We start from the raw sequence: 23,231 nt of genomic DNA on the forward strand, positions 1-23,231 counted from the left end.
TTCGGGCGGGTGTTGTTATTAATCAAAACTCACTAACTGATTAAAACTTAGCACAATTTCATTAACAAGCACTCTAGCAGACTATTTAATATTTTTTTGACTTCAATACGGAACTTTTTGAGCAACTTGATTTTTGTCTAGAAGCTTAGAGAACTACAGGTAGTATCAATTAAGTTAATATGCTTCGTTTAAAGGGCGGTAGACTATCTAGTAGCTGTTTGCCATAGCGTTTGGTAATAATGCGACGATCTAGAAGTGATATTTTGCCTTTGTCTTGCTCTGTGCGTAGTAGGCGCCCAGCCGCCTGTACCAGTCGAATAGAGGCATCAGGTACGGTAATTTGAAAGAAGGGATTACCGCCTTTTAATTCAATCCACTCGGATAAGGTTTTTTCAACAGGGTCGTCGGGCACTGAAAATGGAATTCGAGTAATGACAACATGCTCAAGATACTGTCCGGGTAGATCAATCCCCTCGGCAAAGCTGGCTAAGCCAAAAATAATACTGCCCTGCTTTTTATCGCAGCGCTGTTTATGCCGTTCTAATAACACTTGTTTGGTAAGTTCATCTTGTACCAAAATATTAGAGCTGAGTTTTTCAGGTAATCTCTCTAATACTTCTTTCATCTGTTTACGGGATGAAAATAGTACCAGCGTGCCACTTTTTTGGTTTAACTCTGTTTTGATAAAGCTGACAATTTGTTTGGTATGCAGGTCAGTTTGTGTTGGGTCGCAGGCTTGGCTAGGTATTTCTAATATGCCGTTGTTTTGAAAGTCAAAGGGGCTTGGCACAACCAAACAGGCGCTGTCATCAGGTAAGCCTGCACGGGTTTTGATACGATCAAAGCTGCCTAAAGCTGTTAAGGTAGCTGAAGAGAGTACGGCACCAAAACAGGGTTGCCAAAGTTTTTGAGCCAAAGTACCTGCGGCACTGATTGGGCTACAGGCCACCTCTAAATCAAGGTCAACCTGTTGATTTAGCAAGCTAATCCATCGGGCAATAGGCATAGCGTTGTCTGCTTGAGGTTGTGCGTATACGCCCCAAAGCTCCCATGCTGAAACTGCTCTGCCATGTAATAAAGTGGCTAAAGGCAGCCACTGTTCGGCCTCTGTCTTGCCAATAGGGCTGTTGGTGTCAGGGTCTAGGGCGTCTTTTAGTTGTTTAACTATAATTTCTAGTTTTTGGCACAGTGCTGCAAAGCTGATTTTTAGGTTAAGTGCTTGAGTGATTAAGCTTTCAGGCACTATGCCTTGCTCAAAACGGTGTATGGGGCGATCTAGGCTTTTACCGTTGACATCATCGTCAATGTTGAACTGAGTGAGCTCATGTAGCGACCGATAGCATTCGGCCAGCTCAATCTCTAAACCATTGAGTATTTCAGGCAGCTGATTCAGCTGGCGGGTAATTAGGTCATCTCGTCCTAGTTCAGTATTTAAATCTGTGAGCGATTTTTTCAGCAAGCGCAGCCATTGCAAGCTGGCGTTGATACGAAAGCTACCAGCAAAGTGGCTGATGGCTTTATCTGGAAGGTGGTGTCCTTCATCAAAAATATAAATGGTATCTTCGGGTTTAGGTAAAACAATGCCTCCACCAAGGGATAGATCTGCTAAAACCAGATCATGGTTGGCAACAATAATATCTGCGCCATCTAACTCGTTGCGAGCCTTGAAAAAAGCACACTGAACAAAGTTACTGCAACGGCGGTTGGTACATTGTTGATGGTCGGTGGTGACGCGCCGCCAAATTGGGTCTTCTAAGCTGTCGTGCCAGCTGTCACGATCTCCCTGCCAGCGACCTGATAGGTAATGCTGTGCCATAGTTTGATAAAGCGCGACGGTCTCAGCACTGTTACTGTTTTGCAGGTACTCTTCAAACAGCGATAAAGTGGTTTGAGCTTGATCTGAGTTAGCGCCTTCTAAATTTTGCTCTAATCGGCTTAGGCAGAGATAACGGCTGCGGCCTTTGGCTAGAGCATATTTAAACTGAATATTGGCATGAGTTTGTAAATCGGGCAGGTCTTTAAATATCAGCTGTTCTTGCAAGGCAACCGTTGCGGTTGAAACCACAATCCGTTTATTAAGGGCTTTGGCAATAGGCAAGCTGGCGACTAAATAGGCCAAAGTTTTACCTGTACCTGTACCTGCTTCTACGGCGCAAACATGGCTACCACTGATGCGTAAGCCGTCTGCATCTGTGGTGATCTGTCCAAGGGTGCGAGCAATTTGTGCCACCATCAAACGCTGACCGTGACGTGAACGCAAATTTCGACTTTTAAGAAAAGTAGAGTAGCTGCTTTGTATTTCAGATTTTATTGCGTCGGTTAACATACTGGCCCCTTATACAGTGCCGAGATTGTAGCCGATACTAAGGATGGGGCATAGAAAAGCCATCAATACAATTCAGCCGCCAAGTTGATTAATTGGCGGCACAGTTTTATGCCCTAAATGGTTATGGATACCAAGCTTAAGTCAAATATTTGGGTTTAAGCCCAACAGCCCTCCAATTTGATTGAATACACTGGGGGGAACTTTACCAGCCTCTAAGGCGCGGTTTATTTTGAGGTCTTGATACTCAATTTGTGACAGATCAATTTCACTACGATCATCGAGTAGAGAGCCGTTAGTATCAAATAAGGGCTTGAGCTTTGGTCTAGAGCGTAGGCGCTCATGTAATGCTGTTACCACGCCTATACGGCGGTCATTTAGTTGTACCAGTGTGCCTATGGGGTAAATACCTACAGCCTTAATAAACTTCTCAACTAATGTGGCATCTACAACTTGGTTGCGCCAAGCATAAATCTTACTCAAAGCATTGGTTGTACTGCTTTGTTCGGAGTAATGGCGATTGCGGGTTAGGGCTTCAAATGTAGTGGTTAAGTGCAAAATACGAGAGGGTAGCGGTATACGCTTGCCTCTTAATCCTGCTGGATAGCCTGTGCCATCATAACGTTCATGGTGGTAAGCAATAATGCCAATTAGAGGCTTTAGCCTTGAGTAAGCCTCTAAAATATAGCAGCCGTACTCCACATGTTTTTGAATTTGTAGGCGTTGGCCAACACTCAGCATTTCTGTTTGTTGTAGGAGCTCTGCTGGCACTTTTAACATACCAATATCATGGAGCAGTGCCGCCATACCAAGCTGTTGAAGCTGTTCGCTTTTCATACCCAAGTAACGGCCAAACATCAGGCTTAACACCGCAACATCAAGAGACTTTCGCTCTAATGAGCTGTCTTTTTCTGTCAGTTGGCTAAGTAGTGAAAGAGTTTCAGGCCGCGCAGCGGTTGAAAGTAGCAAGTTACGCACGCAACCTTGTAATGCTTCGTCGTCAATGGTGTTGCCTGAACGTACTTGATCGAATAAGGTGCGTAGAGCGCTAAGGGTCTCTAAATAGCTTTCAGTGACCATTTGTTCTGATATTTTAGCGCGTAGATCAGTTCGAGCAGATGAAGAGGCTGTGGTAGCGGTTGTTGTGGGTTCGCTATTTGACTCGTTAGTGTTGTTTTCTTCGGGCTCTGTTTGAACTTGATCTTCACCCTGTACAGCGGCCACTTCAATGAGAACAGTCTTACAGTGTTCGTAAAGCTTTACGATATCTTCCGAAGAATTCACCGTAAAAGCGCCTTTGCTATGGGGAAAGTTCTCCCAGCCTATATCAACTTTTACGACTCTCATACCGGGCAATAGCTGATTAATGAGCACTTTTTTTAGCATTGACAAACCTTAGATCAAAATGAATAAGTCACCTTTAGAAAATAAAAAAGGTGATAACTAATTAGGCAGTCAAGCAAGGCTCCATTTGTCAGCTACCAAACGGTACTTCTTATTGTATGTCTTATTATAGGAAAGGTTGAGGTACATGCTCTTTTATTCGTTTAATCATAGGTGAGTTAACACTTGTTGTGAAGCAGGTGTAGGATAAAAACACTAGGTTTAGCATTGTTTTGTTTGCTCCTATTTAGATACAAAAATTTGCTTCTTAAAACATAGTCTCGGCATTATGATGCGCCATCTTTAGTTTTATGGTTTTTTGTATGAAGCTGATCTCGTTTGATGCCCTAAGAACCCTCAACTATCCCTCTCAAACTTATATCAAGCCTGAGCTTTTTTTGAAGCATCAAACAGAAGTCTCTGAAGCTGACTGGGTGCTGTTTCCTGAGTATTGGCAACTGAATACTTTAGTATTTGCTATGGGTGCTAATATATTTCCTAGTCTTTCCAGTTATTTGATTGGGCATAATAAAATTGAGATGACCCGTGCCTTTATGGCTGTGGCGCCTGAACACGTTCCCTTCACAATGATTCACGCTAATACACCGGAGCAAGCGGAGAAGGTTTGGCAAGCTATGCCGTTGCCTTTTGTGGCTAAAATTCCAAAAAGTAGTATGGGAGAAGGTGTTTTTTTGATTGAAAACCGTGCAGATTGGCATCAGTACTGCTTAAAAAGTGATGTGCTGTATGCGCAGGAATATCTGCCCATTGATCGAGATCTTCGTATTGTCGTTATTGGCGATCAAGTTGTAGGTGGATACTGGCGTATTCAAAGTGACAATGGCTTTCATAATAATATCGCTAAAGGCGGTACTATGATGCAAGGGCCTCTCCCTGAGTCTGCGGTTGCTTTAGTTAAACGCTTAGCTGAAGCCTTAGGTATTGATCATGCAGGTTTTGATATTGCAATGGTTGATAACTATCCCTTTGTTTTAGAGTTTAACCGAGTGTTTGGTACTCAAGGTGTAGAACAAATTATAGGCGATATAACACCCTTGATTTTAGATTATTTGCAACGCCGAAGTGCTGGAAATGACCCGACCAACCCCAATGAACCACGAGATCCAAATGACCCAACTAGTCCAAATAAGGGGGGCAGAAAGCGTCGTAGTCGTTGGTCAACTGCGGCTTAACGAATGCTTGTCGTATCATTTTTCAGTTGCAAAAGTATAATGTAATACTTTGATTCATGTTGCTGAAAAGATAATACCTATGCCAATTGATAAGCCTATTTCTGTTTTATTCGTATGCTTGGGCAATATCTGCCGCTCCCCTACTGCTGATGGCGTTTTTCGTGGTTTGGTCGCAAAGGCGGGTTTGGCAGATCAAATTAAAGTAGATTCTGCGGGTACTGCCGCATGGCATATAGGCAAGCACCCTGATCCTAGAACCCAAAAGGCTGCAGCTGATAGGGGTTATGACCTGAGTCAGCTGCAAGCTCGACAAGCAGTTGTTGCTGATTTTGAACAGTTTGATCTGATATTGGCAATGGATCAGGCTAACTACAATGATTTGATGTTGTTGCAGCCTGAGCATAGCCGCGCTCGCTTGCAGCTTTTCTTGTCTTATGCGCCAGAACTGGGTGTGAGCGAAGTGCCTGACCCTTATTATGGTGGTCAAGAGGGCTTTGAGCAGGTTTTAGACTTGGTTGAAATTGCAGGGCAAAATCTGCTGAAGCAGTTGGTTCAACAATATCAGCTGACTACAGCCTCAGTGTAAAAGGATCGCCTGTGATACAGCTTCAGCATGGTCTTCTAATTCAGCAAAATGTCTCTTTACAAGATAAAAATACTTTTGGTTTTGAATCAGTTGCGCGTTATTTTTGTGAGCCAAACTCTATTGAGCAGTGTCAAGAGGCTTTAGCTTTTGCGCGAACTCATCAGCTTAATCTATTTCCGCTGGGTGAAGGCAGTAACCTGATATTAACCGCTGATATTGATGGGCTAGTGCTGCGTATGAGCAATCAGACGCTGACCTATCAAGTTGAAAAAGACCATATCATCGCAGAGGTAGGCGCTGGGGTGGTTTGGCATGAGCTGGTTATGGATACGGTGCGAAAAGGGTATTACGGGCTTGAAAACTTAGCCTTGATTCCCGGTCGAGTGGGCGCAGCTCCTGTACAAAATATTGGCGCTTATGGGGTGGAACTATCGGATAGCTTGGTGTCGGTTCAAGTGCTCTATGTTGCAGATGGTGCAGTAGGTTCTATAGCGGTTGAAGACTGCGATTTTGCTTATCGAGATAGCGTTTTCAAGCAGCAACTTAAAGGGCAGGTTGTGATTACAGGGGTTACGCTTAAGTTACACGCTAATGCTCAGGGTAAGTTGGGTTATGGTGATCTGGCTACAGAGCTGCAAGATTTAACCCCAAACGCAGAAAATATTGCCCATGCGGTTTGTGCTATTCGAGCACGTAAGCTGCCCGATCCTAAACTTATTGGCAATGCAGGTAGTTTTTTCAAAAACCCTATCGTTTCTGACTCTCAAGCCAAACTGCTTAAGCAGCAGTATCCCGATATGCCAATTTATCCTATGTCTGATCAAAGCTGCAAGCTGGCGGCTGGTTGGCTGATTCAGCAAGCAGGCTTCAAAGGTTATAGAGAGGGTCATGTGGGCGTTTATGAGAAACAGGCTTTAGTGCTGGTGCATTTTGGTGCAGGGCAAGCAAGTGACCTGCTTGCTTTGGCTGAGCAAATACAGTTGAAAATCTTCGATTTATTTAATGTGCAATTAGAGATAGAGCCTTCACAAGTACCGTTATCTTGATAGAGCAGCTTTTAAACAGTGTCATCAATTTAGCTCTAAGCCTTCAAATTTATGTCTTTAACCAGTCACTCGCTTGCAACTTAAGGCTGTCAAATTACCCCTATAGATCACAAGGATTCACTCGATTAATTTAGGGGTAAGATATGAACGCACGGACTCAGTTCGAACAAGCGAGTGCAGCGCAGTTACAGCGGCATAATATCTCTTGTCGCACCTATCAACCTATTAAGCCCGCGTACCGGCTCTCCTCCAAAGTATCTAATCCTGTTGTGCAGCACCTTGAACATGTGCAAGGACAGCTAGAGGGGCATATTGATAGCTTAAATAATGTGGTTGTGGCCATGCAGCGTATTAATAGCATTTTAGAGCGTATGGCGGCTAAAAAATGTAAGCTCAACCGCCCTTGTCCTTAGTCTAGTTGAGTAAGTTTGTAGGTGAGTAACAAAAAAAGGGTCAGACTTGCGTCTGACCCTTTTTTGATTGTTTAGCCGTTAGCTTAAATTCCAGCTAATGGCTAAGTCACAATAAGCTATTCGCTACGTTGTGCTCTTGGGTCGTTTGATGCTCGACCTGTACGAGGGCGACGCTCACGTGGCTTCTTCACAACTTCAGCTTTAGCCTTAGGTGTAGGGGCTGGCGCACCTGCTTCACTAGGCTTAATTACTGGAATCTTCAGCTCAACAGGTTGGCCTGATTCTTTGGCTACTTTTGCACGTACTTTACGGCTAACACGCTTTGGTTTAGCTGTATCAGTAGTCTGCTCTGCTGCAACAGGAGTAACCGCAGCAGGAGTAGGCGCTGGCTCTATATCTTCTGCTGGTGTTGCTTCAGGTTCTGGCGCTGCTTCGGTTGCTTCAACTTTAGGCTCAGCAGTTGCAGCTGTTTCTGCCTCAGCTTGAACCGTTGCTGGCACTGCTTCTAGCACCTCTGCTACTTCAGCCGCTTCTATAGCCACAGAGCTGCTTGCTTCAGTTGGTGTTGCCTCAACAATAGCTTGCTCTGCTTTTTCAGGTTCGGCAGTGTGCTCAGTAGGTTCTGCAACGGGTGCTGTTTCTACCGTTTCTGTTTCTACAGCTACTTCTGCTGTTGTTTTTACTGCCTCTGTTTCAGTAACTGACTCAGTTGGCTCGGCTTGCTGTGTTTCAGCCTCAACTTCAACTGTTGTCTCGATGGTTACAGTTTGAGTTGTTTCGGCTGCTGCTTCTACTTTTTCCTCAGCTTGCGCAATTGCTGCTTCAGCTTTAGCCCAAATGGCTTTTGCAGTTTCAGTTGCCACTGGGGTAACTTCTGCTACAGGCGCTTCTGCTTCAATTACAGCCGTGCTTTCAACTGCTTTTGTTTCTGCAATAGCGTTTGCGGCTTGGGCTTCAGTTTGAGCTGAACCTGGCACTTTATTATTGTGTTTTGTTTCACTGCTCTCAGTGGTTGAGGCTGCATTGGTTGATGCCACTGCCACATCTTGCACTACTCCTGAGGTCGCATTAGCTTCATCAGTTGTGTTCTTGTTGCGTTTACGACGACGCGGGTTGTTGCGTGTGCGCTTGTTCTTCGTTGAAGCTTCTGTTTGAGCAGCCTCTGCGTTTACATTTGCACTTACGCTGTTTTTGTCGTTATTTCGCTCATCATTGCTGCTAATCGACTGGTCATCTGCCTGCTCGTCGCGGTTACGACGGCGGCTGTTGCGGTTAGGCTTTTCACCACGAGAGTCTGAGTTACGGCTGTTACGCTCGTTGCGCTCCTCGTTTCTTGAGTCGCCTCTTGTTTCTTGGTTGCGTTCTTCTGCTTTATTTTCTTCTCTTTGATCATCGCGGTTACGTGATCTGCGGCCTCGGCCACCTTCATCGTTGTTGCGACGACGTGAGCGGTTGTTACGCTCGCCATTGTTATTGCGCTCGTAGCTGCGCTTCTCGCTGCTTTCTTTGCTCTCTTCCTGTGGTTGAGGTGTAGCAACAGCAGGTTCTTTCTCTGGTTGAGAGGAAAATAGTGCACTGATCCCTTTGATTAAACGGGCAAAAAAGCCCTCTTCTGCTGCTGTTGTAGGGGGCGCAGCAACAGCTGTTGTTGGCTGGCTTTCAGTTACTGGAGCTGGTGCTGAAGGTGCAATGCTGCGAACAGCTGCTTGTGCGCGCTCTAGTGGCTTGCTTGCTGCAATGGGTTCTTCGCGATCAGCTTGTTCAAAGGTGATTTCGTAACTTGATTCTTCTGTGCCTGCTTCTAAATGGTCATCACGCATACGCAGTACTTCGTAGTGCGGCGTTTCCATATCAGGATTAGGAACTACAACTACTTCAACATCTTGACGGCGCTCAATGTCACTTAAAATAGCCCGCTTCTCATTCAGCAAGAAGGTTGCAACATTGACCGGCAAAATAGCTCGAATTTGAGCAGTACGATCTTTCATTGCTTCTTCTTCGATCAGGCGCATGATCGAAAGAGCCAGTGATTTGACATCACGAATAGTGCCTTGGCCTTCGCAGCGAGGGCAAACAACACCGCTGGTCTCACCCAAAGATGGACGCAGGCGCTGGCGTGACATTTCCATTAAGCCAAAGCGAGAAATACGACCAATTTGTACACGAGCACGGTCAATTTCTAATGCATCACGCATGCGATTTTCAACGTCGCGCTGATTTTTGGCAGGCGTCATGTCGATGAAGTCGATCACGATCAAGCCGCCGATATCACGCAAGCGAAGTTGGCGTGCGATCTCATCAGCTGCTTCTAAGTTGGTGTTCAGTGCGGTTTCTTCAATGTCGTTACCCCGTGTTGCGCGGGCAGAGTTAATATCAATCGACACTAAAGCTTCTGTGTGGTCAATTACGATTGAGCCACCAGAAGGCAGTTTAACTTCACGCTGGAAAGCCGTTTCGATCTGGCTTTCAATTTGGAAGCGGCTGAACAAGGGAACAGGGTCTTCATATAGCTTAATTTTGCTTTGATAGCCCGGCATCACCTGTTGAATGAAGTTCATCGCTTCAAGGTGCACATCAGCGGTATCAATAAGTACTTCGCCGATATCTTGGCGCAGGTAATCACGCATAGCGCGAATTACTACGTTACTTTCTTGGTATACCAAAAACGGTGCAGGGCGCTCTACAGCGGCGCTTTTAATCGCATCCCAAAGCTGTACTAAGTAATCTAAATCCCACTGCAACTCTTGCGCGCTACGGCCAACGCCAGCAGTACGTACAATGACGCCCATATTGGCTGGCATTTTCAGCTGATTCATCGCATCACGCAGTTGTGAACGTTCATCACCTTCGATGCGGCGAGAGATACCACCTGCACGGGCGTTGTTTGGCATTAATACCAAGTAACGACCTGCTAAGCTCACAAAAGTGGTCAACGCAGCGCCTTTATTGCCGCGCTCCTCTTTGTCAACTTGGACAATAACTTCAGTGCCCTCTTTCACCACATCTTTGATGTTGATGCGGCCGCTGATTTCAGATGGTTTTTTACTGAAGTACTCTTTAGAAATTTCTTTTAATGGCAGAAAACCATGACGGTCAGCACCAAAATCAACAAACGCAGCCTCAAGGCTAGGTTCAATACGGGTGATGCGACCACGATAGATGTTGGCTTTTTTCTGCTCACGTGAGCCTGACTCAATATCTAGATCGTATAGTCTTTGGCCGTCAACGAGGGCAACACGCAACTCTTCTGATTGAGTGGCGTTGATTAGCATTCTTTTCATTTAGATTCTGTGTGTCCTTGGGACACCCGTGCCAGATCAACTGACGCAAGCTAATGTTTCGCGAATCAAAATTTTTATGCGTGCATTATGCTCTTCTGCAAGGTTCTAAAATGATTGACCTGATTCTTTTAGCCGAATATCAGCAAAAGATGAAAAGCATATTGGTGGCTAGGTACTGGGCTGGATGACGACAATTGATGACACCTTGCATTGATAACTGACCAATGCATACAACTCACCAGCGGTTCCACTAGTCTGACCGGACACGAAGCATAATTTGATCCGTTTGCACAATGGATTGCTTGGGTGTGCTGTTAACGGAAAATTATGAGCTGAGGATTCAGCTCACATTCAATTTGTAATCTGTTACCATTTTGCGCTTTCGCGATGGTATTTGCCTGAAGACGCTATTGTTTGCATCCTGCGTCCTACAAAATAACTTTGTGGCACAGGCTAACAAATCTCTTCTGATTCTTTTTTCAGGCGGACGGTAATATAGCAGTTATCATAAAAACCATCAATTTGATTTAATTGAAGAACTCTTGATTTTGCCTTGATAGGAGGCTCTGTGGCTGAAGCTGCCAACGCTGTACGTTTTGTCACAATAAATGCGAACCATGAAGGCCAGCGCATTGATAATTTTTTAATCACTTTTTTAAAAGGAGCGCCTAAGAGTTTGATTTACCGAATTATTCGTAAAGGCGAAATTCGAGTGAACAAAAAGCGTGTTAAAGCAGTCTATCGCCTCTGCATAGGTGATGAGGTGCGAGTACCGCCTATCCGCTTGGCAGAAAAAGCGGAAGAGATTCCGGTGAGCGCCAATTTTGCCCAAGTGTTAGAAAGCTGTGTGCTGCGAGAAACAGAAGATTGGTTGGTGCTGAATAAACCGCAAGGCTTATCTGTGCATGCAGGTAGTGGTGTGCAGCAAGGTTTAATAGAAGCATTAAGGCAGATTCGCCCAGAAGAGGCGTTCTTGGAGCTGGTGCATCGACTCGACAAAGATACATCTGGTTGTATTTTAATTGCTAAAAACCGTTTGTCATTGAACCAGTTGCAAGACAGTTTGAAGAAAAAGCAGTTTTCTAAACGCTACCACGCTTTAGTGGGTGGGCGCTGGCCTGCTCGAACAGAACAGGTTAATCAGCCGCTCAAGAAAATTGGTATTGGCAATGCTGAGCGAGTGGTAAAAGTTGATGAAGCTGAAGGTAAAGCGTCTTTGACTCGTTTTAAAGTGCTGGAACGCTTTAAGGGTTGTACGTTGATGGAGGCTGAGCCTGTTACGGGCAGAACCCATCAAATTCGTGTTCATGCGCAATGGGCGGGTCATCCGCTGATAGGTGATGTTAAATATGGCGATGAAGCGGCTGATGCTGGCTTTCGTCAGCTAGGGTTCAAGCGATTATTTCTGCACGCGGCGAGCTTAGGGTTTCCTGATCCGGTGACAGGTGAGCAAGTTACTGTTAAAGCGCCTTATGACTCAGCGCTGAGTGAAATTATGCAAAAACTAAAACGAGGTGAGGCACAGTGAAGTACAGCTTGGTAATTTTTGATTGGGATGGCACTTTAATTGATTCTGAAGCACGTATCATCGCCAGTATGCAGGCAGCAGGACGGGATGTTCAATGGCCTGATCCCTTATCAGATGAAGCCGTACGCAATATAATCGGCCTTGGCTTACCTGAGGCGATTAGAGAGCTTTGCCCTGGGATTTCAGGCGACCTAGTGGAGCAGGTGCGCCAACGTTATTCGCATCACTTTTTAGAAGTATCAGAGCTAGGTATGCCTCTGTTCGAAGGTGTGCTGGAGGGGTTGCAGCGCTTAAAAGATGCGGGGTGTACACTGGCCGTAGCAACGGGCAAGAGTCGTCGTGGGTTAGATCGAGGCTTTCGTGATACGGGGCTTGGTCGTATGTTTAGAACCTCACGCTGTGCCGATGAAACCAAATCAAAGCCTGATCCGTTGATGTTGAATGAGCTGCTTAAAGAAACAGGTTTTTCGGTTCATGAAGCGGTTATGGTTGGGGATACTGAGTTTGATCTTGGAATGGCCGAAAATGCAGGTATGGATCGTATTGCAGTCACTTACGGTGCACATCACCCTGATAGGTTGAAGGTCTATCAGCCGATTTATACTGCCCACAAGTTTATGGATTTAATTGATTGGATATTGGCTTCTGCTGCCAATGCTAATTCTACAATCAATGGAGTTAAGTCATGAGTCAATCGGATTGGAATGAAAATGATTCTTTACCACCTTCGGCTAAAGATCAATCAGCGCTAGAAACGGGTCGGTTGATGGAAAAGTGGTTAATGGAAACGTTAAAAGAGCAGCGCAGAGCGCGGCGTTGGCAGCTCTTTTTTCGCTTTACGCGCTTTGCCATCGTTTTAGTGGTGCTAGGTTTGGCTTGGCGCGCTATGGAAACTAATATTGATATGCCTTCGGGAGAGCATGTTGCAATAGTCGATGTTAAAGGTGCTATTGGTGATGAGCAGGAGGCGAGTGCTGACTTGATTATACACGCTTTGCGTGACGCCTTTGCGGATGGTGATACAAAAGCTGTTATCTTGAATATTAATAGCCCCGGAGGCAGCCCGGTACATTCCGGTGAAGTGTATGACGAGATTATGCGCTTGCGTCAGTTGCACCAGAATACACCTGTCTATGCAGTAATTCGTGATATAGGTGCCTCAGGTGCTTATTATATTGCCGCCGCTGCTAATGAAATCTATGCCAATCGAGCCAGTCTTGTTGGGTCTATTGGTGTTGTCTCCTCTGGTTTTGGCTTTACTGATCTGATTGATAAGTTGGGTGTTGAGCGTCGCTTGTTTACTTCTGGTGAAAACAAAGCGTTTTTAGATCCGTTCACTAAAATGTCTCCGCAGCAGGCAGAGTTTTGGCGCTCAGTGCTTGGGCAGACTCATCAGCAGTTTATTGATGCTGTCAAGAAGGGGCGTGGCGACCGATTGTCAGATCAGCCTGAACTTTTTAGTGGCTTGGTTTGGAACGGCGAGCAAGCGCTCAGCTTAGGTTTGGTGGATGGTTTGGCGAGTGTTCGAGAAGTCGCCAAGAATAAAGTGGGTGTAGAGCGACTGGTAAACTTTACCCCAGAGCTATCGCCTCTTAAGCAGATTGGTCGAGAGTTTGGTGTGCAGTTGCAGTTGTTGCTGGAGCGTCAGTCGATCTACTAGATTGTTGTGAAAGGTGTTCTTAGAGAGGTGTATTGCTTAATGGGCATATACCCTCTTTGTTAAGCATATCGACTAGGCGGATCAAAGGTAGTCCAACTAAACTGTTTGGGTCATCGCCTTCCAATGCTTTAAATAGCGCAATGCCTAGTCCTTCTGACTTAAAACTGCCCGCACAGTCCAAAGGCTGCTCTTTACGGATGTAACCATCAATCTGTGCGGTTGATAGCGCTTTGAAGTGCACAGTAAAGCGTTCAACCTCAACTTGGCTTGTCTCTGTAATGCTATTGTATAAGCACAGACCTGTTAAAAAAGTTACAGACTGGCCGCTAAATTGACTCAATTGCTTTTTTGCATTGTGTTCTGTGTGTGGTTTGCCGATAATCTGCCCTCGAAAAACAGCCACCTGATCGCTTCCGATAATTAAGCTGTGCGGATGTTTGCTAGACAAGGCTTTTGCTTTGTTCAATGCCAGACGCTTAACTAAAGTTTCAGCGCTTTCATTTGGCTGTGGGCTTTCATCAATTTCTGGGCTGTCTTGAATAAAAGGTAAGCCAAGTTTGTCGAATAATTGCTTGCGATAACTAGAAGATGAAGCCAATACCAGTGAGAACATAAAAATGATCCTTGATAGTCAAAAAGACGTTGTATGCAAAAGCGTTTTGGGGATTTATTTGATGCTCTTTTATTCTATCCTTTGACAGTTGCGGGTCATATCCCTATTATTGCGCGCTTATGTTTGGTGACCGACTTCCAATTACAATCGAGCCGTACAAACTGGCTCGTGACGCAGGTATTGTAGAGGGTGATATTCCTCTTGATAAATGTGCTCGCGTGCTTGATGCCTTAGTGAATAGCGAAGGCCATTGTCATGTACGTCTTGAGTTTGATATTGATCCTCAACGGATCCGTTTTGTACGTGGGAAGCTAAAAGGCGTTGTTAATGTCTTTTGCCAGCGCTGTATGAATGCGATGCCGCATGAGATTGATAGCGAATTCCTATTAGCACTGGCGTCTTCTGACGAGGCTGCTGCTAATTTGCCGAAACAGTACGAACCGCTGATCGTTGAAGACGAAAAGCTTGAGCTTTTGTCTGTGATTGAAGATGAGATACTGCTAACGCTACCTATCGCATCTTACCACGATCTCGATGATTGCTTGGTAACAAGTGAAATGCTGGTTTCAGGTGATGTGGAAGAAGCGCAACCTGAAACTAAACCGGAAAATCCTTTCAGCATCCTTCAACAGCTGAAAGGAAAACGTTAACTACAACCTCTAGTTGTATTAGGAGTGAGTTGTCATGGCTGTTCAACAGAACAAAAAATCTCGTTCAAGACGTGGTATGCGTCGTTCACACGATGCACTGACTGTGTCTGCATTGTCTGAAGACAAAACCACTGGTGAAATCCATATGCGTCACCACGTGACTGCAGACGGTTTCTACCGTGGTCGCAAAGTTATTGACAAAGGCGACGAATAATCTCGTTCTCCTATGTTAATCGCTATTGATGCGATGGGCGGGGACTTCGGTCCCCGCGTCACCGTTCCTGCCGCGATTCGCGCGCTACAAGATTTTCCAGATCTCTCCATACTACTGACAGGCGACGAAGCGCTTATAAAGCCTTTGCTCAGTCGATGTCACCCCCATCTTCTTAAAAGAATCAGCGTTCAGCATTCTGTCATTGCAGTTGCTATGCATGATAATCCAAAGCATGTTTTGCGCAGCCAGAAAGGCTCTTCCATACACCTTGCTATTCAAGCCGTTGCTGAAAGGCGAGCCGAAGCTTGCGTGAGTGCGGGCAATACTGGGGCTTTAGCTGTAATTGCACGTTATCTGCTTAAAATGTATCCAGGCGTGAGTAGGCCTGCAATATGCACTATGTTGCCTGCTCAAAATGGCGAATGTTTGATGCTCGACTTGGGTGCAAACTTGGCCTGCGATGCAGAGGATTTGTATCTTTTCGCCCTAATGGGCAGTGCTATGGCTGAGGTGATGCAGCATAAACAGAGTCCAAAAGTTGGCTTGCTGAATGTTGGAGAGGAGGAGCTAAAAGGTACTGAGGTCATTCAGCATGCCGCTGCAATCATGTCACAACAAAGCTTAGTACATTATTCAGGTTTTGTTGAAGGTAGTGATATTTTTTCCGGGCAAGTGGATGTGATTGTCTGTGATGGTATCTCTGGCAATACTGCTTTGAAAACCAGTGAGGGTGTTGTCCGCTTTCTTTTTCAGCAGATCAAACAAGCTTTTATGCAAAGTTGGTACAGTCGATTGGTCAGTGTATTAGTGCGCCCAGTGCTAAAGCGTCTTAAGCGTTCTTTAGATCCGGAGCGTTACAATGGTGCTGTGCTTTTGGGCTTGCAAGGGGTTGTGGTGAAGAGTCATGGCGCAGCTGAATCTGAGGGTTTTTATCGTGCTATTGTGCACGCGCAGCGTGCAGTGCAAGCGAATTTGTGTCAAAAAGTTGGTGATAAAGTTCGTGCGAAACAGTGATTAATCTACAGCAAAGTTAAACGATGTATAAATGCCGAGTATTAAATTCGGACTCGATTTTTTTTCTACTGTGATATAATCGCGCGCTATTCTGGTTGGTTAATCAGTAATAATGGAAGTAAAAGAGATTCAAGGGGATATTGTTTTGCCTATTATGGCGTCCTTGAAGTCTTATAAATAATAACAGTGTAAAGGGTTTGCTATGACACAGTCCCTGGCTTTTGTTTTTCCTGGGCAGGGTTCTCAGGCAGTTGGCATGTTAAATGAGCTGGCTGATCGTTATGCGGTAGTACGCACAACATTTGAAGAGGCCTCTCAAGTTTTAGGTTACGATCTTTGGCAGCTAGTGCAAGAAGGTCCTGCTGAAGACTTAAATAAAACTGATAAAACTCAGCCTGCTATTTTGACTGCGAGTATAGCAGTATGGCGAGTTTGGCAAGAATTAGAAGGTCCACGCCCTGCATGGGTATCAGGGCATAGTCTTGGAGAGTATAGCGCCCTAGTTTGTGCAGGTGCTATGAGCTTTTCTGATGCCGTTCGGTTAGTTCAACTGCGTGGGCAGTTTATGCAAGATGCAGTACCGGAAGGTACTGGTGCAATGTCAGCCATCTTAAGTTTGGATGACGAAAAAATTGAAGAGGCATGCCGATTGGCTGCTGAAGGCGATGTAGTCGCGCCAGTCAATTACAACTGTCCAGGTCAAGTTGTAATTGCGGGCAGTAAAGACGCAGTGGCTAGAGCAGGTGCTAAGTGCCAAGAGTTTGGTGCTAAGAAAGTAGTGCCATTGGCGGTTAGCGTTCCCTCTCATTGTGAGTTGATGCGTCCAGCCGCAGATCGTTTAGCCGCAGAGCTAGAGCGCATTGATATTCAAGAGCCGCGTATTCCAGTTGTACAGAATGTTGATGGTTTGCCGCATAGTAATGTTGACACTATTCGTGCCAACTTAGTTGCACAGTTATATAGCCCCGTACGCTGGGTTTCATGTGTGCAATATATGCTTGACCAAGGCGTGGATACCACAGTTGAGTGCGGGCCAGGAAAAGTACTGTCTGGACTGAATAAAAAAATCCAACGTAGCTTAAAAGTACTGGCTATTAACGAACCGGAATCTTTGTCCTCAACACTAGGGCTGGTTAAGGGCGAGTAACTCACCTGTTAGGAGTAAATATGAGTTTGAATGGAAAAGTTGCACTTGTAACAGGTGCGAGTCGTGGTATAGGTCGTGCGGTGGCCTATGCACTTGGCGAAATGGGCGCTACTGTTGTGGGCACTGCAACTAGTGAGTCTGGCGCAGAAAGCATTAGTGCTGGCCTTGCAGAGAAAGGCATTCAGGGCAAAGGTTATGTTCTAAATGTAACCTCTCAAGAGTCTGTTGATGCGGTGATTAAAGAGATTACAGCTGAATTCGGCGCACCACTGATTGTGATCAATAATGCGGGTATTACCCAAGATAACTTGTTGATGCGCATGAAAGAAGATGAGTGGGATTCAGTGATTGATACCAACTTGAAGTCTGTTTACCGTGTTTGCAAAGCTGCAATGCGTGGTATGACCAAAGCGCGTTGGGGACGAATTGTCAATATCAGTTCTGTTGTGGCCACTATGGGTAACATGGGGCAAACCAACTATGCGGCTGCCAAGGCAGGTATGGAAGGTTTTACCCGTGCAATGGCGCGTGAAGTGGCTTCTCGCAACATTACAGTAAATGCCGTAGCACCAGGCTTTATCGCAACAGATATGACTCATGCGCTACCAGAAGAGCAGCACAATATGTTGCTTACCCAAATTCCTTTGTCCCGTTTAGGACAGCCTGAAGAGATTGCAAACGCAGTAGCTTTCTTAGCGAGTGAAGGTGCAGGGTATATCACTGGTGAAACTCTGCAAGTGAATGGCGGCATGAATATGCGCTAAGGCTGGTTGTTGATTGGCTATTGCGCCGTTCACTAACCCTCTATAAAATACCGGACAGCTTTTGGGCTGTTCGGATTTGTACCCACAGGAGATATTTGAAGTTATGAGCACTATCGAAGAGCGTGTAAAAAAGATCGTTAGCGAGCAGTTAGGTGTTAAAGAAGAAGAAATCACCAATGCTTCTTCTTTTGTTGACGATCTGGGTGCAGACTCTCTGGACACTGTAGAGCTAGTAATGGCTCTAGAAGAAGAGTTTGAAACTGAGATTCCAGACGAAGATGCAGAGAAGATTACTACCGTTCAGGAAGCAATCGACTATGTAGTTGCTAACCAGTAATCTGGTAATAGCATCAGTCTTTGGCTGACTACAAAGAAGCCGCTTTCTGCATTGCAGGGCGGCTTTTCTTTTTCATACCGTTGTTCTTTTTTGATCTTAATAAATACAACGGTGCTACTGATAAGCCGTATTTGGAGGAAGCATAATGCCTCGCAGAAGGGTCGTAGTAACTGGCCTGGGTTTGGTAACGCCCCTCGGCAATAATGTAAAGGACAGCTGGGATGGTATTCTGGCTGGTAAAAGTGGTATAGCACCTATTGAGCACTTCGACACAACGGGGTTTGCAACTCGTTTTGGTGGCTCGGTTAAAGGGTTTGATATCGCTGAATACATGTCTCCAAAAGACGCCCGTAAAATGGATACTTTTATTCAATACGGTATGGCTGCTGCCATTCAAGCAGTTGCTGACTCAGGTTTAGAATGTACAGAAGAGAACGCATCCCGTATTGGTGTGGCGATTGGTTCTGGCATTGGTGGTTTACCAATGATCGAGAAAAACCATGATGTACTGCTAGCGGGTGGCCCTCGTAAAATTTCTCCATTCTTTGTACCTGGCAGCATTATTAATATGATTTCCGGCAACTTGGCGATCCGTTATGGTTTCCAAGGGCCAAATATTGCCATTACCACAGCTTGTACTACGGGAACGCATAACATCGGCTATTCCGCTCGTACTATCGCCTATGGTGATGCTGATGTGATGATCGCAGGCGGTGCAGAAATGGCAACAACGCCGCTAGGACTAGGCGGCTTTGCTGCGGCACGCGCACTGTCTACACGTAACGATGACCCAACAGCAGCAAGCCGTCCTTGGGATCGTGACCGTGATGGTTTTGTTTTGTCTGATGGCGCAGGTGTTTTGGTGCTTGAAGAGTACGAACATGCTAAAGCGCGTGGTGCTACCATCTATGCGGAGCTCACAGGCTTTGGCATGAGTGATGACGCTTACCATATGACACTACCTCCTTCAGATGGCCGTGGTGCCGCAGCTTCTATGGGTAATGCCATTAAGGATGCGGGTATTAATCCAGAGCAGTTGAACTATATCAATGCACACGGTACTTCAACGCCAGCTGGCGATGTTGCAGAAAGCCAAGCGGTTGAAAAGGTAATGGGCGATGCAGCAAAATCTGTTGCAGTGAGTTCAACTAAGTCTATGATCGGCCACTTACTAGGTGCTGCCGGCGCGGTAGAGGCGGTGTTTACAGTATTGGCGATTCGTGACCAAGTTGCGCCACCGACAATCAACTTAGACAATCCTGCCGAAGGTTGTAATCTTGATTACGTGCCTCATACGGCGCGCAGCATGACAATTGATCACGCCCTTTCCAATTCATTTGGTTTTGGCGGCACCAATGGTAGCTTGCTGTTCTCGCGTATCTGATCAAAGGGGCTCGGTAACGGGCCCTTATTTTTTCTATCATGACATTTTCAACGCTGATCAATGGACAAGTGCAAAGCCAGCTGTCGATAACTGACAGAGGGTTAGCCTACGGCGATGGTCTGTTTGAGACCTGCCGGCTAATAGACGGTGTAGCGCCGTTACTTTCTTTGCATTGGCAAAGGCTTTGTGCAGGCTGTATTCGATTAAAACTACCTAATCCTTTTCATTCCTGCGCTGACTTTGCTCAGAAGCTTTCTCAAGTTGTGCCTCATAATGGGGGTGGGCTTGCTAAGCTTATCTTAACTCGAGGTAGTGGTGGTCGAGGCTATTTAGCACCTAGTGACCCTGTTGTCTCGTGGATTCTTCAAGGCTTTCCTGTACCTGAAACACCCCTTGAACACTATCATCAAGGGGTAGTCGTAAGGCGCTGTGCGTTGCAGCTTTCTGTTCAGCCTATATTAGCAGGTTTGAAACATTTAAACCGTTTAGAGCAAGTATTGGCTAGGGCAGAGTGGCAAGATGATGGCATTTTTGATGGCCTACTTTTTGATCAAAATCAGAGGCTAATTGAAAGTACTGTATGCAATATTTTTGTGATCAAAAAAGACCAGTTACTGACCCCTTTGCTTGATCAGTCTGGTGTGGCGGGTGTGATGCGAGCTGCTATTATTGAGTCCTCATCTGCACTAGCGTTAGATATCAAAGAAACCAATATTACTGAAAATCAGCTACTCAACGCGGATGCCGCTTTTTTATGTAATAGTGTGCGGGGGATTATTCCAATCAGGGCTTGGCATTTAGACAGTGGTGACATTATTAAACAATGGCCTATTCATCCCCTACAGAAAAAAATTAGCCAGCACTGGCATCCCATCCTAAATCTGCCAGCTTGCCAATAAGGTTCATCATGTTACTTCTGAAAAAACCTATTATTTGGAGCTTAGCCCTTCTGCTAAGTTTATCTTTGCTATCCGCTTTAATTGGTGTTGCATACTGGAAAAATTTATTAAGTAAGCCGATCCACAATCAAGGCGACAAGGTTTACGAACTAAAGTCTGGCTCAAGCGTGAATCAGGTTCTGCTTGAACTTGAACAGCAACAGGTAATTAGCGAAGTCTGGCCGATTAAAGTATTGATCAAGCTTTACCCTGAGCAAGGTCTAATAAAAGCGGGTGAATATCTGATTCCTAGCGGTATCAACAGTTATCAACTGCTGACTTTACTCTCATCTGGTCAGTCTATTCAGTATCAGATTACCTTGGTGGAGGGCTGGACTTTTGCCCAAGTATTAAAACTTATTCAGCAGCATCCAAAGCTTGATATCAAAACACAAGCACTGACAAATACTGAGATCATGACCAAAATTTCTGGTTTGCCACCAGCACAGGTTCCGCATCCAGAAGGGCAGATATTTCCGGATACTTATCAGTTTCAAAAAGGCGTCACTGACTTAGAACTGCTGACTTGGGCATACAAAAAAATGCAACGGGTGTTAGAAGAAGAGTGGGAAAAGGCCGATCATAAAGCACTGCCCTATCGCTCTGCCTATGAGGCGCTGATCATGGCCTCGATTGTAGAAAAAGAAACTGCTATTGCTGCGGAAAGAGCACGTATAGCAGGGGTGTTCGTGCAGCGCTTAGAAAAAAATATGCGCTTGCAAACTGATCCAACCGTAATATACGGTCTTGGCGATCGCTATCTTGGTAATATCACGCGTCGGCACCTGAATGAAAAAACTCCGTATAATACTTATAGAATTAATGGCTTACCGCCAACGCCTATTGCGCTGGCTGGTAGAGAAGCGATTCATGCAGCATTGCACCCATTAAAGGAAGGCGATCTATACTTTGTGGCCAAAGGTGATGGTAGTCATGTGTTTAACCGTAGCTTAGAGGCACACAATCGGGCTGTGCGTCATTACCAAATCAATCAGCGACGTAAGAACTATCAATCTTCGCCAGAGTTTAAAGTACCCACTGAAATTTTAGATAACAGCAGCCAACCACTTCAGTAAAAGGTTTATACGTGTTAGAGCAAGTGACAAAAAAAGGGGTATTTATCACCCTAGAAGGTTCTGAAGGTGTAGGTAAAAGCACTAACTTGGCTTTTATTGAACAATGGTTAAAGCAGGCTGGTCATGACCCTATTTTAACTCGAGAGCCGGGTGGTACGCCGATGGCAGAAGAAATTAGGGCGTTGCTACTTCAGAAAAGAGAGGAGTTGGTCAGTGAAAAGGCCGAGTTACTCTTAATGTTTGCAGCTAGAGCGCAACATCTTGATCAAAAGATACTGCCTGCTTTGGCGTCAGGTCGTTGTTTGGTTTCAGATCGCTTTACCGATGCTACTTATGCCTATCAAGGTTATGCGCGAGGTTTAAACCTTTCTTGGATTACGCAACTGGAGCTGCTCGTGCAGCAGGCTGTACGGCCAGATCTGACCATCTTGCTTGACCTATCTGTTGAGGTTGCCATGAGTCGTGTGCAACGCCGTGGTGAGACAGATCGGTTTGAACAGGAAAAAACTGAGTTTTTTCAACGCGTTCGACAAGGTTATCTAGCACGTGCACAGGCTGAGCCTGATCGTTTCGCTATTATAGATGCCAGCCAACCACTAGAGGCGGTTCAGTCTGATATCGGTCATGTATTGGCAGATTTCTTTTTGAAAAGAGCATCGATATGAATAATAAGTCTGAAGCTTGGGGGCAAGCGTTCCCTTGGCATAAAGAGGTTTTTACACAAATAGTACAGCGCTACCAGTCAGGTCGCCTTCCTCATGCTTTACTGTTTTCTGGTGATGCAGGCGTTGGAAAACAGCAACTGGCGTATTCTATTGCGGCTTTTTTACTCTGCCGAAATGCAGAGCACCACGCTTGTGGTCAGTGTAGTGGTTGCGAGCTATTAAAAGCGGGTACTCATCCTGATTTATTACAGATATTACCTGAGTCTGAAGGCAAGCAGATTAAAATTGAGCAGATTCGATCTGTACAAAGCAACATAGGCAAAACTGCTCAGCAGGGCGGGTATCGTGTTGTTATTGTTCAGCCTGCTGATGGGATGAATGCCAATGCTGCGAATGCATTGTTGAAAAACTTGGAAGAGCCCGGTGAAAATGTTCTGTTTATTTTAATCAGCAATCGCCTTAGTGCCTTATTGCCCACGGTAAAGAGCCGCTGCCAGCACACACCATTGCCATTACCTGATCAAGAGCAAGCCAAAGTATGGCTACAACATCAACTAGACAGTCATGCTGCACAACATGCCGACAGCTTATTGCGCATGGCAAATGGAAATCCACTGACAGCAGTATTATTGGCAAGTGAAGCGCTGCATAAACAGCGCGAGCAGCTCTACCTTAACTTAGAAAGCTTGACTCGAGGTGCGGAGCCTATTGAGTTAGCGGCCGCTTTTTTGCAAGGTGATTTACACTGGATGCTGCGTTGGCTGCAAGCTTGGCTTGCAGACTGGTCATCATGGGTTCTATTGCAGCAAGACGAACAAGTGAAATATCCAGAAATGTTGCCTTTATATCGGCACTGGCAAAAAACGGCGCACTTGAATCAGGCGAGATCACTATTTTTAAGTATTGGCGAACTGCGCCAACAGCTTGCATCAGGCGCTAACCCCAATACTCAGTTGGCAGTAGAGTCTTTGCTGATCCGCTGGGCTGATAAAATGCTGGGGTGATTTGCTCTAAAA

Annotated in this window: 22 protein-coding genes; 18 read left to right on the forward strand and 4 right to left on the reverse strand. The window is 45.5% G+C overall.

From position 1 onward, the window contains the following. Positions 1-169: 169 nt before the first annotated feature. Both dinG and B5D26_RS10585 read right to left on the reverse strand, forming a co-directional pair. Entirely contained in the window at positions 170-2,326 is a 2,157-nt protein-coding gene (gene dinG / locus B5D26_RS10580) for an ATP-dependent DNA helicase DinG (protein ID WP_078745710.1), read from the reverse strand. Positions 2,327-2,467: 141 nt separating this feature from the next. Continuing rightward, entirely contained in the window at positions 2,468-3,709 is a 1,242-nt protein-coding gene (locus B5D26_RS10585; protein WP_078745711.1) for a cyclic di-GMP phosphodiesterase, read from the reverse strand. A 320-nt stretch (positions 3,710-4,029) separates the two neighbouring features. Here B5D26_RS10585 and B5D26_RS10590 point away from each other — a divergent pair, with 320 nt between their 5' ends. The 4 genes from B5D26_RS10590 (at position 4,030) to B5D26_RS10605 (ending at position 6,944) form a co-directional block, all read left to right on the forward strand. Next, positions 4,030-4,899 carry an ATP-grasp domain-containing protein gene (locus B5D26_RS10590; RefSeq protein WP_078745712.1) on the forward strand — a complete coding sequence of 290 codons (870 nt, stop codon included), beginning with the start codon at positions 4,030-4,032 and terminating at the stop codon, positions 4,897-4,899. 79 nt (positions 4,900-4,978) lie between these two features. Beyond that, positions 4,979-5,485, forward strand: coding sequence for a low molecular weight protein-tyrosine-phosphatase (locus tag B5D26_RS10595; RefSeq protein WP_200810661.1), 507 nt, complete (start codon positions 4,979-4,981; stop codon positions 5,483-5,485). A gap of 11 nt (positions 5,486-5,496) precedes the next feature. Next, a complete protein-coding gene (gene murB, locus B5D26_RS10600) occupies positions 5,497-6,531 on the forward strand; it encodes a UDP-N-acetylmuramate dehydrogenase (RefSeq protein WP_159445648.1) in 1,035 nt (344 codons plus the stop codon). 143 nt (positions 6,532-6,674) lie between these two features. Beyond that, the gene (locus B5D26_RS10605) at positions 6,675-6,944 is read left to right on the forward strand and encodes a hypothetical protein (protein WP_078745714.1); all 270 of its coding nucleotides are present in this window, start codon (positions 6,675-6,677) and stop codon (positions 6,942-6,944) included. Positions 6,945-7,060: 116 nt separating this feature from the next. Here the strand turns inward: B5D26_RS10605 and rne are convergent, their stop codons facing one another. Then, the gene (gene rne / locus B5D26_RS10610; protein ID WP_078745715.1) at positions 7,061-10,225 is read right to left on the reverse strand and encodes a ribonuclease E; all 3,165 of its coding nucleotides are present in this window, start codon (positions 10,223-10,225) and stop codon (positions 7,061-7,063) included. Positions 10,226-10,793: 568 nt separating this feature from the next. On the opposite strand from rne, the gene rluC reads away from it, so the two are divergent. From rluC to sppA, 3 genes are read left to right on the forward strand one after another with little or no spacing between them, the layout of a single operon-like run. Next, positions 10,794-11,753 (forward strand): 23S rRNA pseudouridine(955/2504/2580) synthase RluC, encoded by a 960-nt coding sequence (gene rluC, locus B5D26_RS10615; protein WP_234985276.1) that lies wholly within the window; start codon positions 10,794-10,796, stop codon positions 11,751-11,753. Beyond that, entirely contained in the window at positions 11,750-12,442 is a 693-nt protein-coding gene (locus B5D26_RS10620; RefSeq protein WP_078745717.1) for an HAD family hydrolase, read from the forward strand. Before rluC ends, B5D26_RS10620 begins: the two co-directional genes overlap by 4 nt. Beyond that, positions 12,439-13,413 carry a signal peptide peptidase SppA gene (sppA, locus tag B5D26_RS10625; RefSeq protein ID WP_078745718.1) on the forward strand — a complete coding sequence of 325 codons (975 nt, stop codon included), beginning with the start codon at positions 12,439-12,441 and terminating at the stop codon, positions 13,411-13,413. Before B5D26_RS10620 ends, sppA begins: the two co-directional genes overlap by 4 nt. Positions 13,414-13,432: 19 nt before the next feature. Here sppA and B5D26_RS10630 read toward each other — a convergent pair whose 3' ends face one another. Continuing rightward, the gene (locus B5D26_RS10630; protein ID WP_078745719.1) at positions 13,433-14,026 is read right to left on the reverse strand and encodes a Maf family protein; all 594 of its coding nucleotides are present in this window, start codon (positions 14,024-14,026) and stop codon (positions 13,433-13,435) included. 119 nt (positions 14,027-14,145) lie between these two features. Here B5D26_RS10630 and B5D26_RS10635 point away from each other — a divergent pair, with 119 nt between their 5' ends. The 11 genes from B5D26_RS10635 (at position 14,146) to B5D26_RS10685 (ending at position 23,219) form a co-directional block, all read left to right on the forward strand. Then, positions 14,146-14,676 (forward strand): YceD family protein, encoded by a 531-nt coding sequence (locus tag B5D26_RS10635; RefSeq protein WP_078745720.1) that lies wholly within the window; start codon positions 14,146-14,148, stop codon positions 14,674-14,676. 34 nt (positions 14,677-14,710) lie between these two features. Beyond that, positions 14,711-14,890: a 50S ribosomal protein L32 gene (gene rpmF / locus B5D26_RS10640; RefSeq protein WP_078745721.1), complete on the forward strand. Its 180-nt coding sequence runs from the start codon at positions 14,711-14,713 to the stop codon at positions 14,888-14,890. A 12-nt stretch (positions 14,891-14,902) separates the two neighbouring features. Continuing rightward, positions 14,903-15,904 carry a phosphate acyltransferase PlsX gene (gene plsX / locus B5D26_RS10645; protein WP_078745722.1) on the forward strand — a complete coding sequence of 334 codons (1,002 nt, stop codon included), beginning with the start codon at positions 14,903-14,905 and terminating at the stop codon, positions 15,902-15,904. Between the two features lie 202 nt (positions 15,905-16,106). Further along, positions 16,107-17,051 (forward strand): ACP S-malonyltransferase, encoded by a 945-nt coding sequence (gene fabD / locus B5D26_RS10650; protein ID WP_078745723.1) that lies wholly within the window; start codon positions 16,107-16,109, stop codon positions 17,049-17,051. A gap of 20 nt (positions 17,052-17,071) precedes the next feature. Next, on the forward strand, positions 17,072-17,815 hold the full coding sequence (gene fabG, locus B5D26_RS10655) for a 3-oxoacyl-ACP reductase FabG (protein WP_078745724.1): 744 nt from the start codon (positions 17,072-17,074) through the stop codon (positions 17,813-17,815). Positions 17,816-17,918: 103 nt separating this feature from the next. Continuing rightward, a complete protein-coding gene (acpP, locus tag B5D26_RS10660) occupies positions 17,919-18,152 on the forward strand; it encodes an acyl carrier protein (RefSeq protein ID WP_078745725.1) in 234 nt (77 codons plus the stop codon). A 145-nt stretch (positions 18,153-18,297) separates the two neighbouring features. After that, positions 18,298-19,536, forward strand: a complete 1,239-nt coding sequence (gene fabF, locus B5D26_RS10665; protein WP_078745726.1) for a beta-ketoacyl-ACP synthase II — start codon at positions 18,298-18,300, stop codon at positions 19,534-19,536. Positions 19,537-19,574: 38 nt separating this feature from the next. Next, positions 19,575-20,435: an aminodeoxychorismate lyase gene (gene pabC, locus B5D26_RS10670; RefSeq protein WP_078745727.1), complete on the forward strand. Its 861-nt coding sequence runs from the start codon at positions 19,575-19,577 to the stop codon at positions 20,433-20,435. An 8-nt stretch (positions 20,436-20,443) separates the two neighbouring features. Next, complete coding sequence (gene mltG / locus B5D26_RS10675) at positions 20,444-21,550, forward strand: endolytic transglycosylase MltG (protein ID WP_078745728.1); 1,107 nt, start codon at positions 20,444-20,446, stop codon at positions 21,548-21,550. An 11-nt stretch (positions 21,551-21,561) separates the two neighbouring features. After that, a complete protein-coding gene (gene tmk, locus B5D26_RS10680; protein ID WP_234985277.1) occupies positions 21,562-22,215 on the forward strand; it encodes a dTMP kinase in 654 nt (217 codons plus the stop codon). Further along, the gene (locus B5D26_RS10685) at positions 22,212-23,219 is read left to right on the forward strand and encodes a DNA polymerase III subunit delta' (RefSeq protein ID WP_078745729.1); all 1,008 of its coding nucleotides are present in this window, start codon (positions 22,212-22,214) and stop codon (positions 23,217-23,219) included. The genes tmk and B5D26_RS10685 overlap by 4 nt, the downstream gene beginning before the upstream one ends. Positions 23,220-23,231 lie beyond the last annotated feature (12 nt).

Source organism: Oceanospirillum multiglobuliferum, from assembly GCF_900167095.1.
GTDB classification, from domain to species: Bacteria; Pseudomonadota; Gammaproteobacteria; order Pseudomonadales; family Halomonadaceae; genus Oceanospirillum; species Oceanospirillum multiglobuliferum.

Excerpts from the sequence above, each read along its gene's own strand:
- B5D26_RS10630 (WP_078745719.1), bottom strand. The coding sequence starts at position 14,026 with ATGTTCTCACTGGTATTGGCTTCATCTTCTAGTTATCGCAAGCAATTA.
- B5D26_RS10605 (WP_078745714.1), top strand. The coding sequence starts at position 6,675 with ATGAACGCACGGACTCAGTTCGAACAAGCGAGTGCAGCGCAGTTACAG.
- B5D26_RS10685 (WP_078745729.1), top strand. The coding sequence starts at position 22,212 with ATGAATAATAAGTCTGAAGCTTGGGGGCAAGCGTTCCCTTGGCATAAA.
- fabD (WP_078745723.1), top strand. The coding sequence starts at position 16,107 with ATGACACAGTCCCTGGCTTTTGTTTTTCCTGGGCAGGGTTCTCAGGCA.
- plsX (WP_078745722.1), top strand. The coding sequence starts at position 14,903 with ATGTTAATCGCTATTGATGCGATGGGCGGGGACTTCGGTCCCCGCGTC.
- sppA (WP_078745718.1), top strand. The coding sequence starts at position 12,439 with ATGAGTCAATCGGATTGGAATGAAAATGATTCTTTACCACCTTCGGCT.
- B5D26_RS10595 (WP_200810661.1), top strand. The coding sequence starts at position 4,979 with ATGCCAATTGATAAGCCTATTTCTGTTTTATTCGTATGCTTGGGCAAT.
- pabC (WP_078745727.1), top strand. The coding sequence starts at position 19,575 with ATGACATTTTCAACGCTGATCAATGGACAAGTGCAAAGCCAGCTGTCG.
- fabF (WP_078745726.1), top strand. The coding sequence starts at position 18,298 with ATGCCTCGCAGAAGGGTCGTAGTAACTGGCCTGGGTTTGGTAACGCCC.
- acpP (WP_078745725.1), top strand. The coding sequence starts at position 17,919 with ATGAGCACTATCGAAGAGCGTGTAAAAAAGATCGTTAGCGAGCAGTTA.
- mltG (WP_078745728.1), top strand. The coding sequence starts at position 20,444 with ATGTTACTTCTGAAAAAACCTATTATTTGGAGCTTAGCCCTTCTGCTA.
- B5D26_RS10635 (WP_078745720.1), top strand. The coding sequence starts at position 14,146 with ATGTTTGGTGACCGACTTCCAATTACAATCGAGCCGTACAAACTGGCT.
- dinG (WP_078745710.1), bottom strand. The coding sequence starts at position 2,326 with ATGTTAACCGACGCAATAAAATCTGAAATACAAAGCAGCTACTCTACT.
- rpmF (WP_078745721.1), top strand. The coding sequence starts at position 14,711 with ATGGCTGTTCAACAGAACAAAAAATCTCGTTCAAGACGTGGTATGCGT.
- B5D26_RS10585 (WP_078745711.1), bottom strand. The coding sequence starts at position 3,709 with ATGCTAAAAAAAGTGCTCATTAATCAGCTATTGCCCGGTATGAGAGTC.
- fabG (WP_078745724.1), top strand. The coding sequence starts at position 17,072 with ATGAGTTTGAATGGAAAAGTTGCACTTGTAACAGGTGCGAGTCGTGGT.
- B5D26_RS10590 (WP_078745712.1), top strand. The coding sequence starts at position 4,030 with ATGAAGCTGATCTCGTTTGATGCCCTAAGAACCCTCAACTATCCCTCT.
- rne (WP_078745715.1), bottom strand. The coding sequence starts at position 10,225 with ATGAAAAGAATGCTAATCAACGCCACTCAATCAGAAGAGTTGCGTGTT.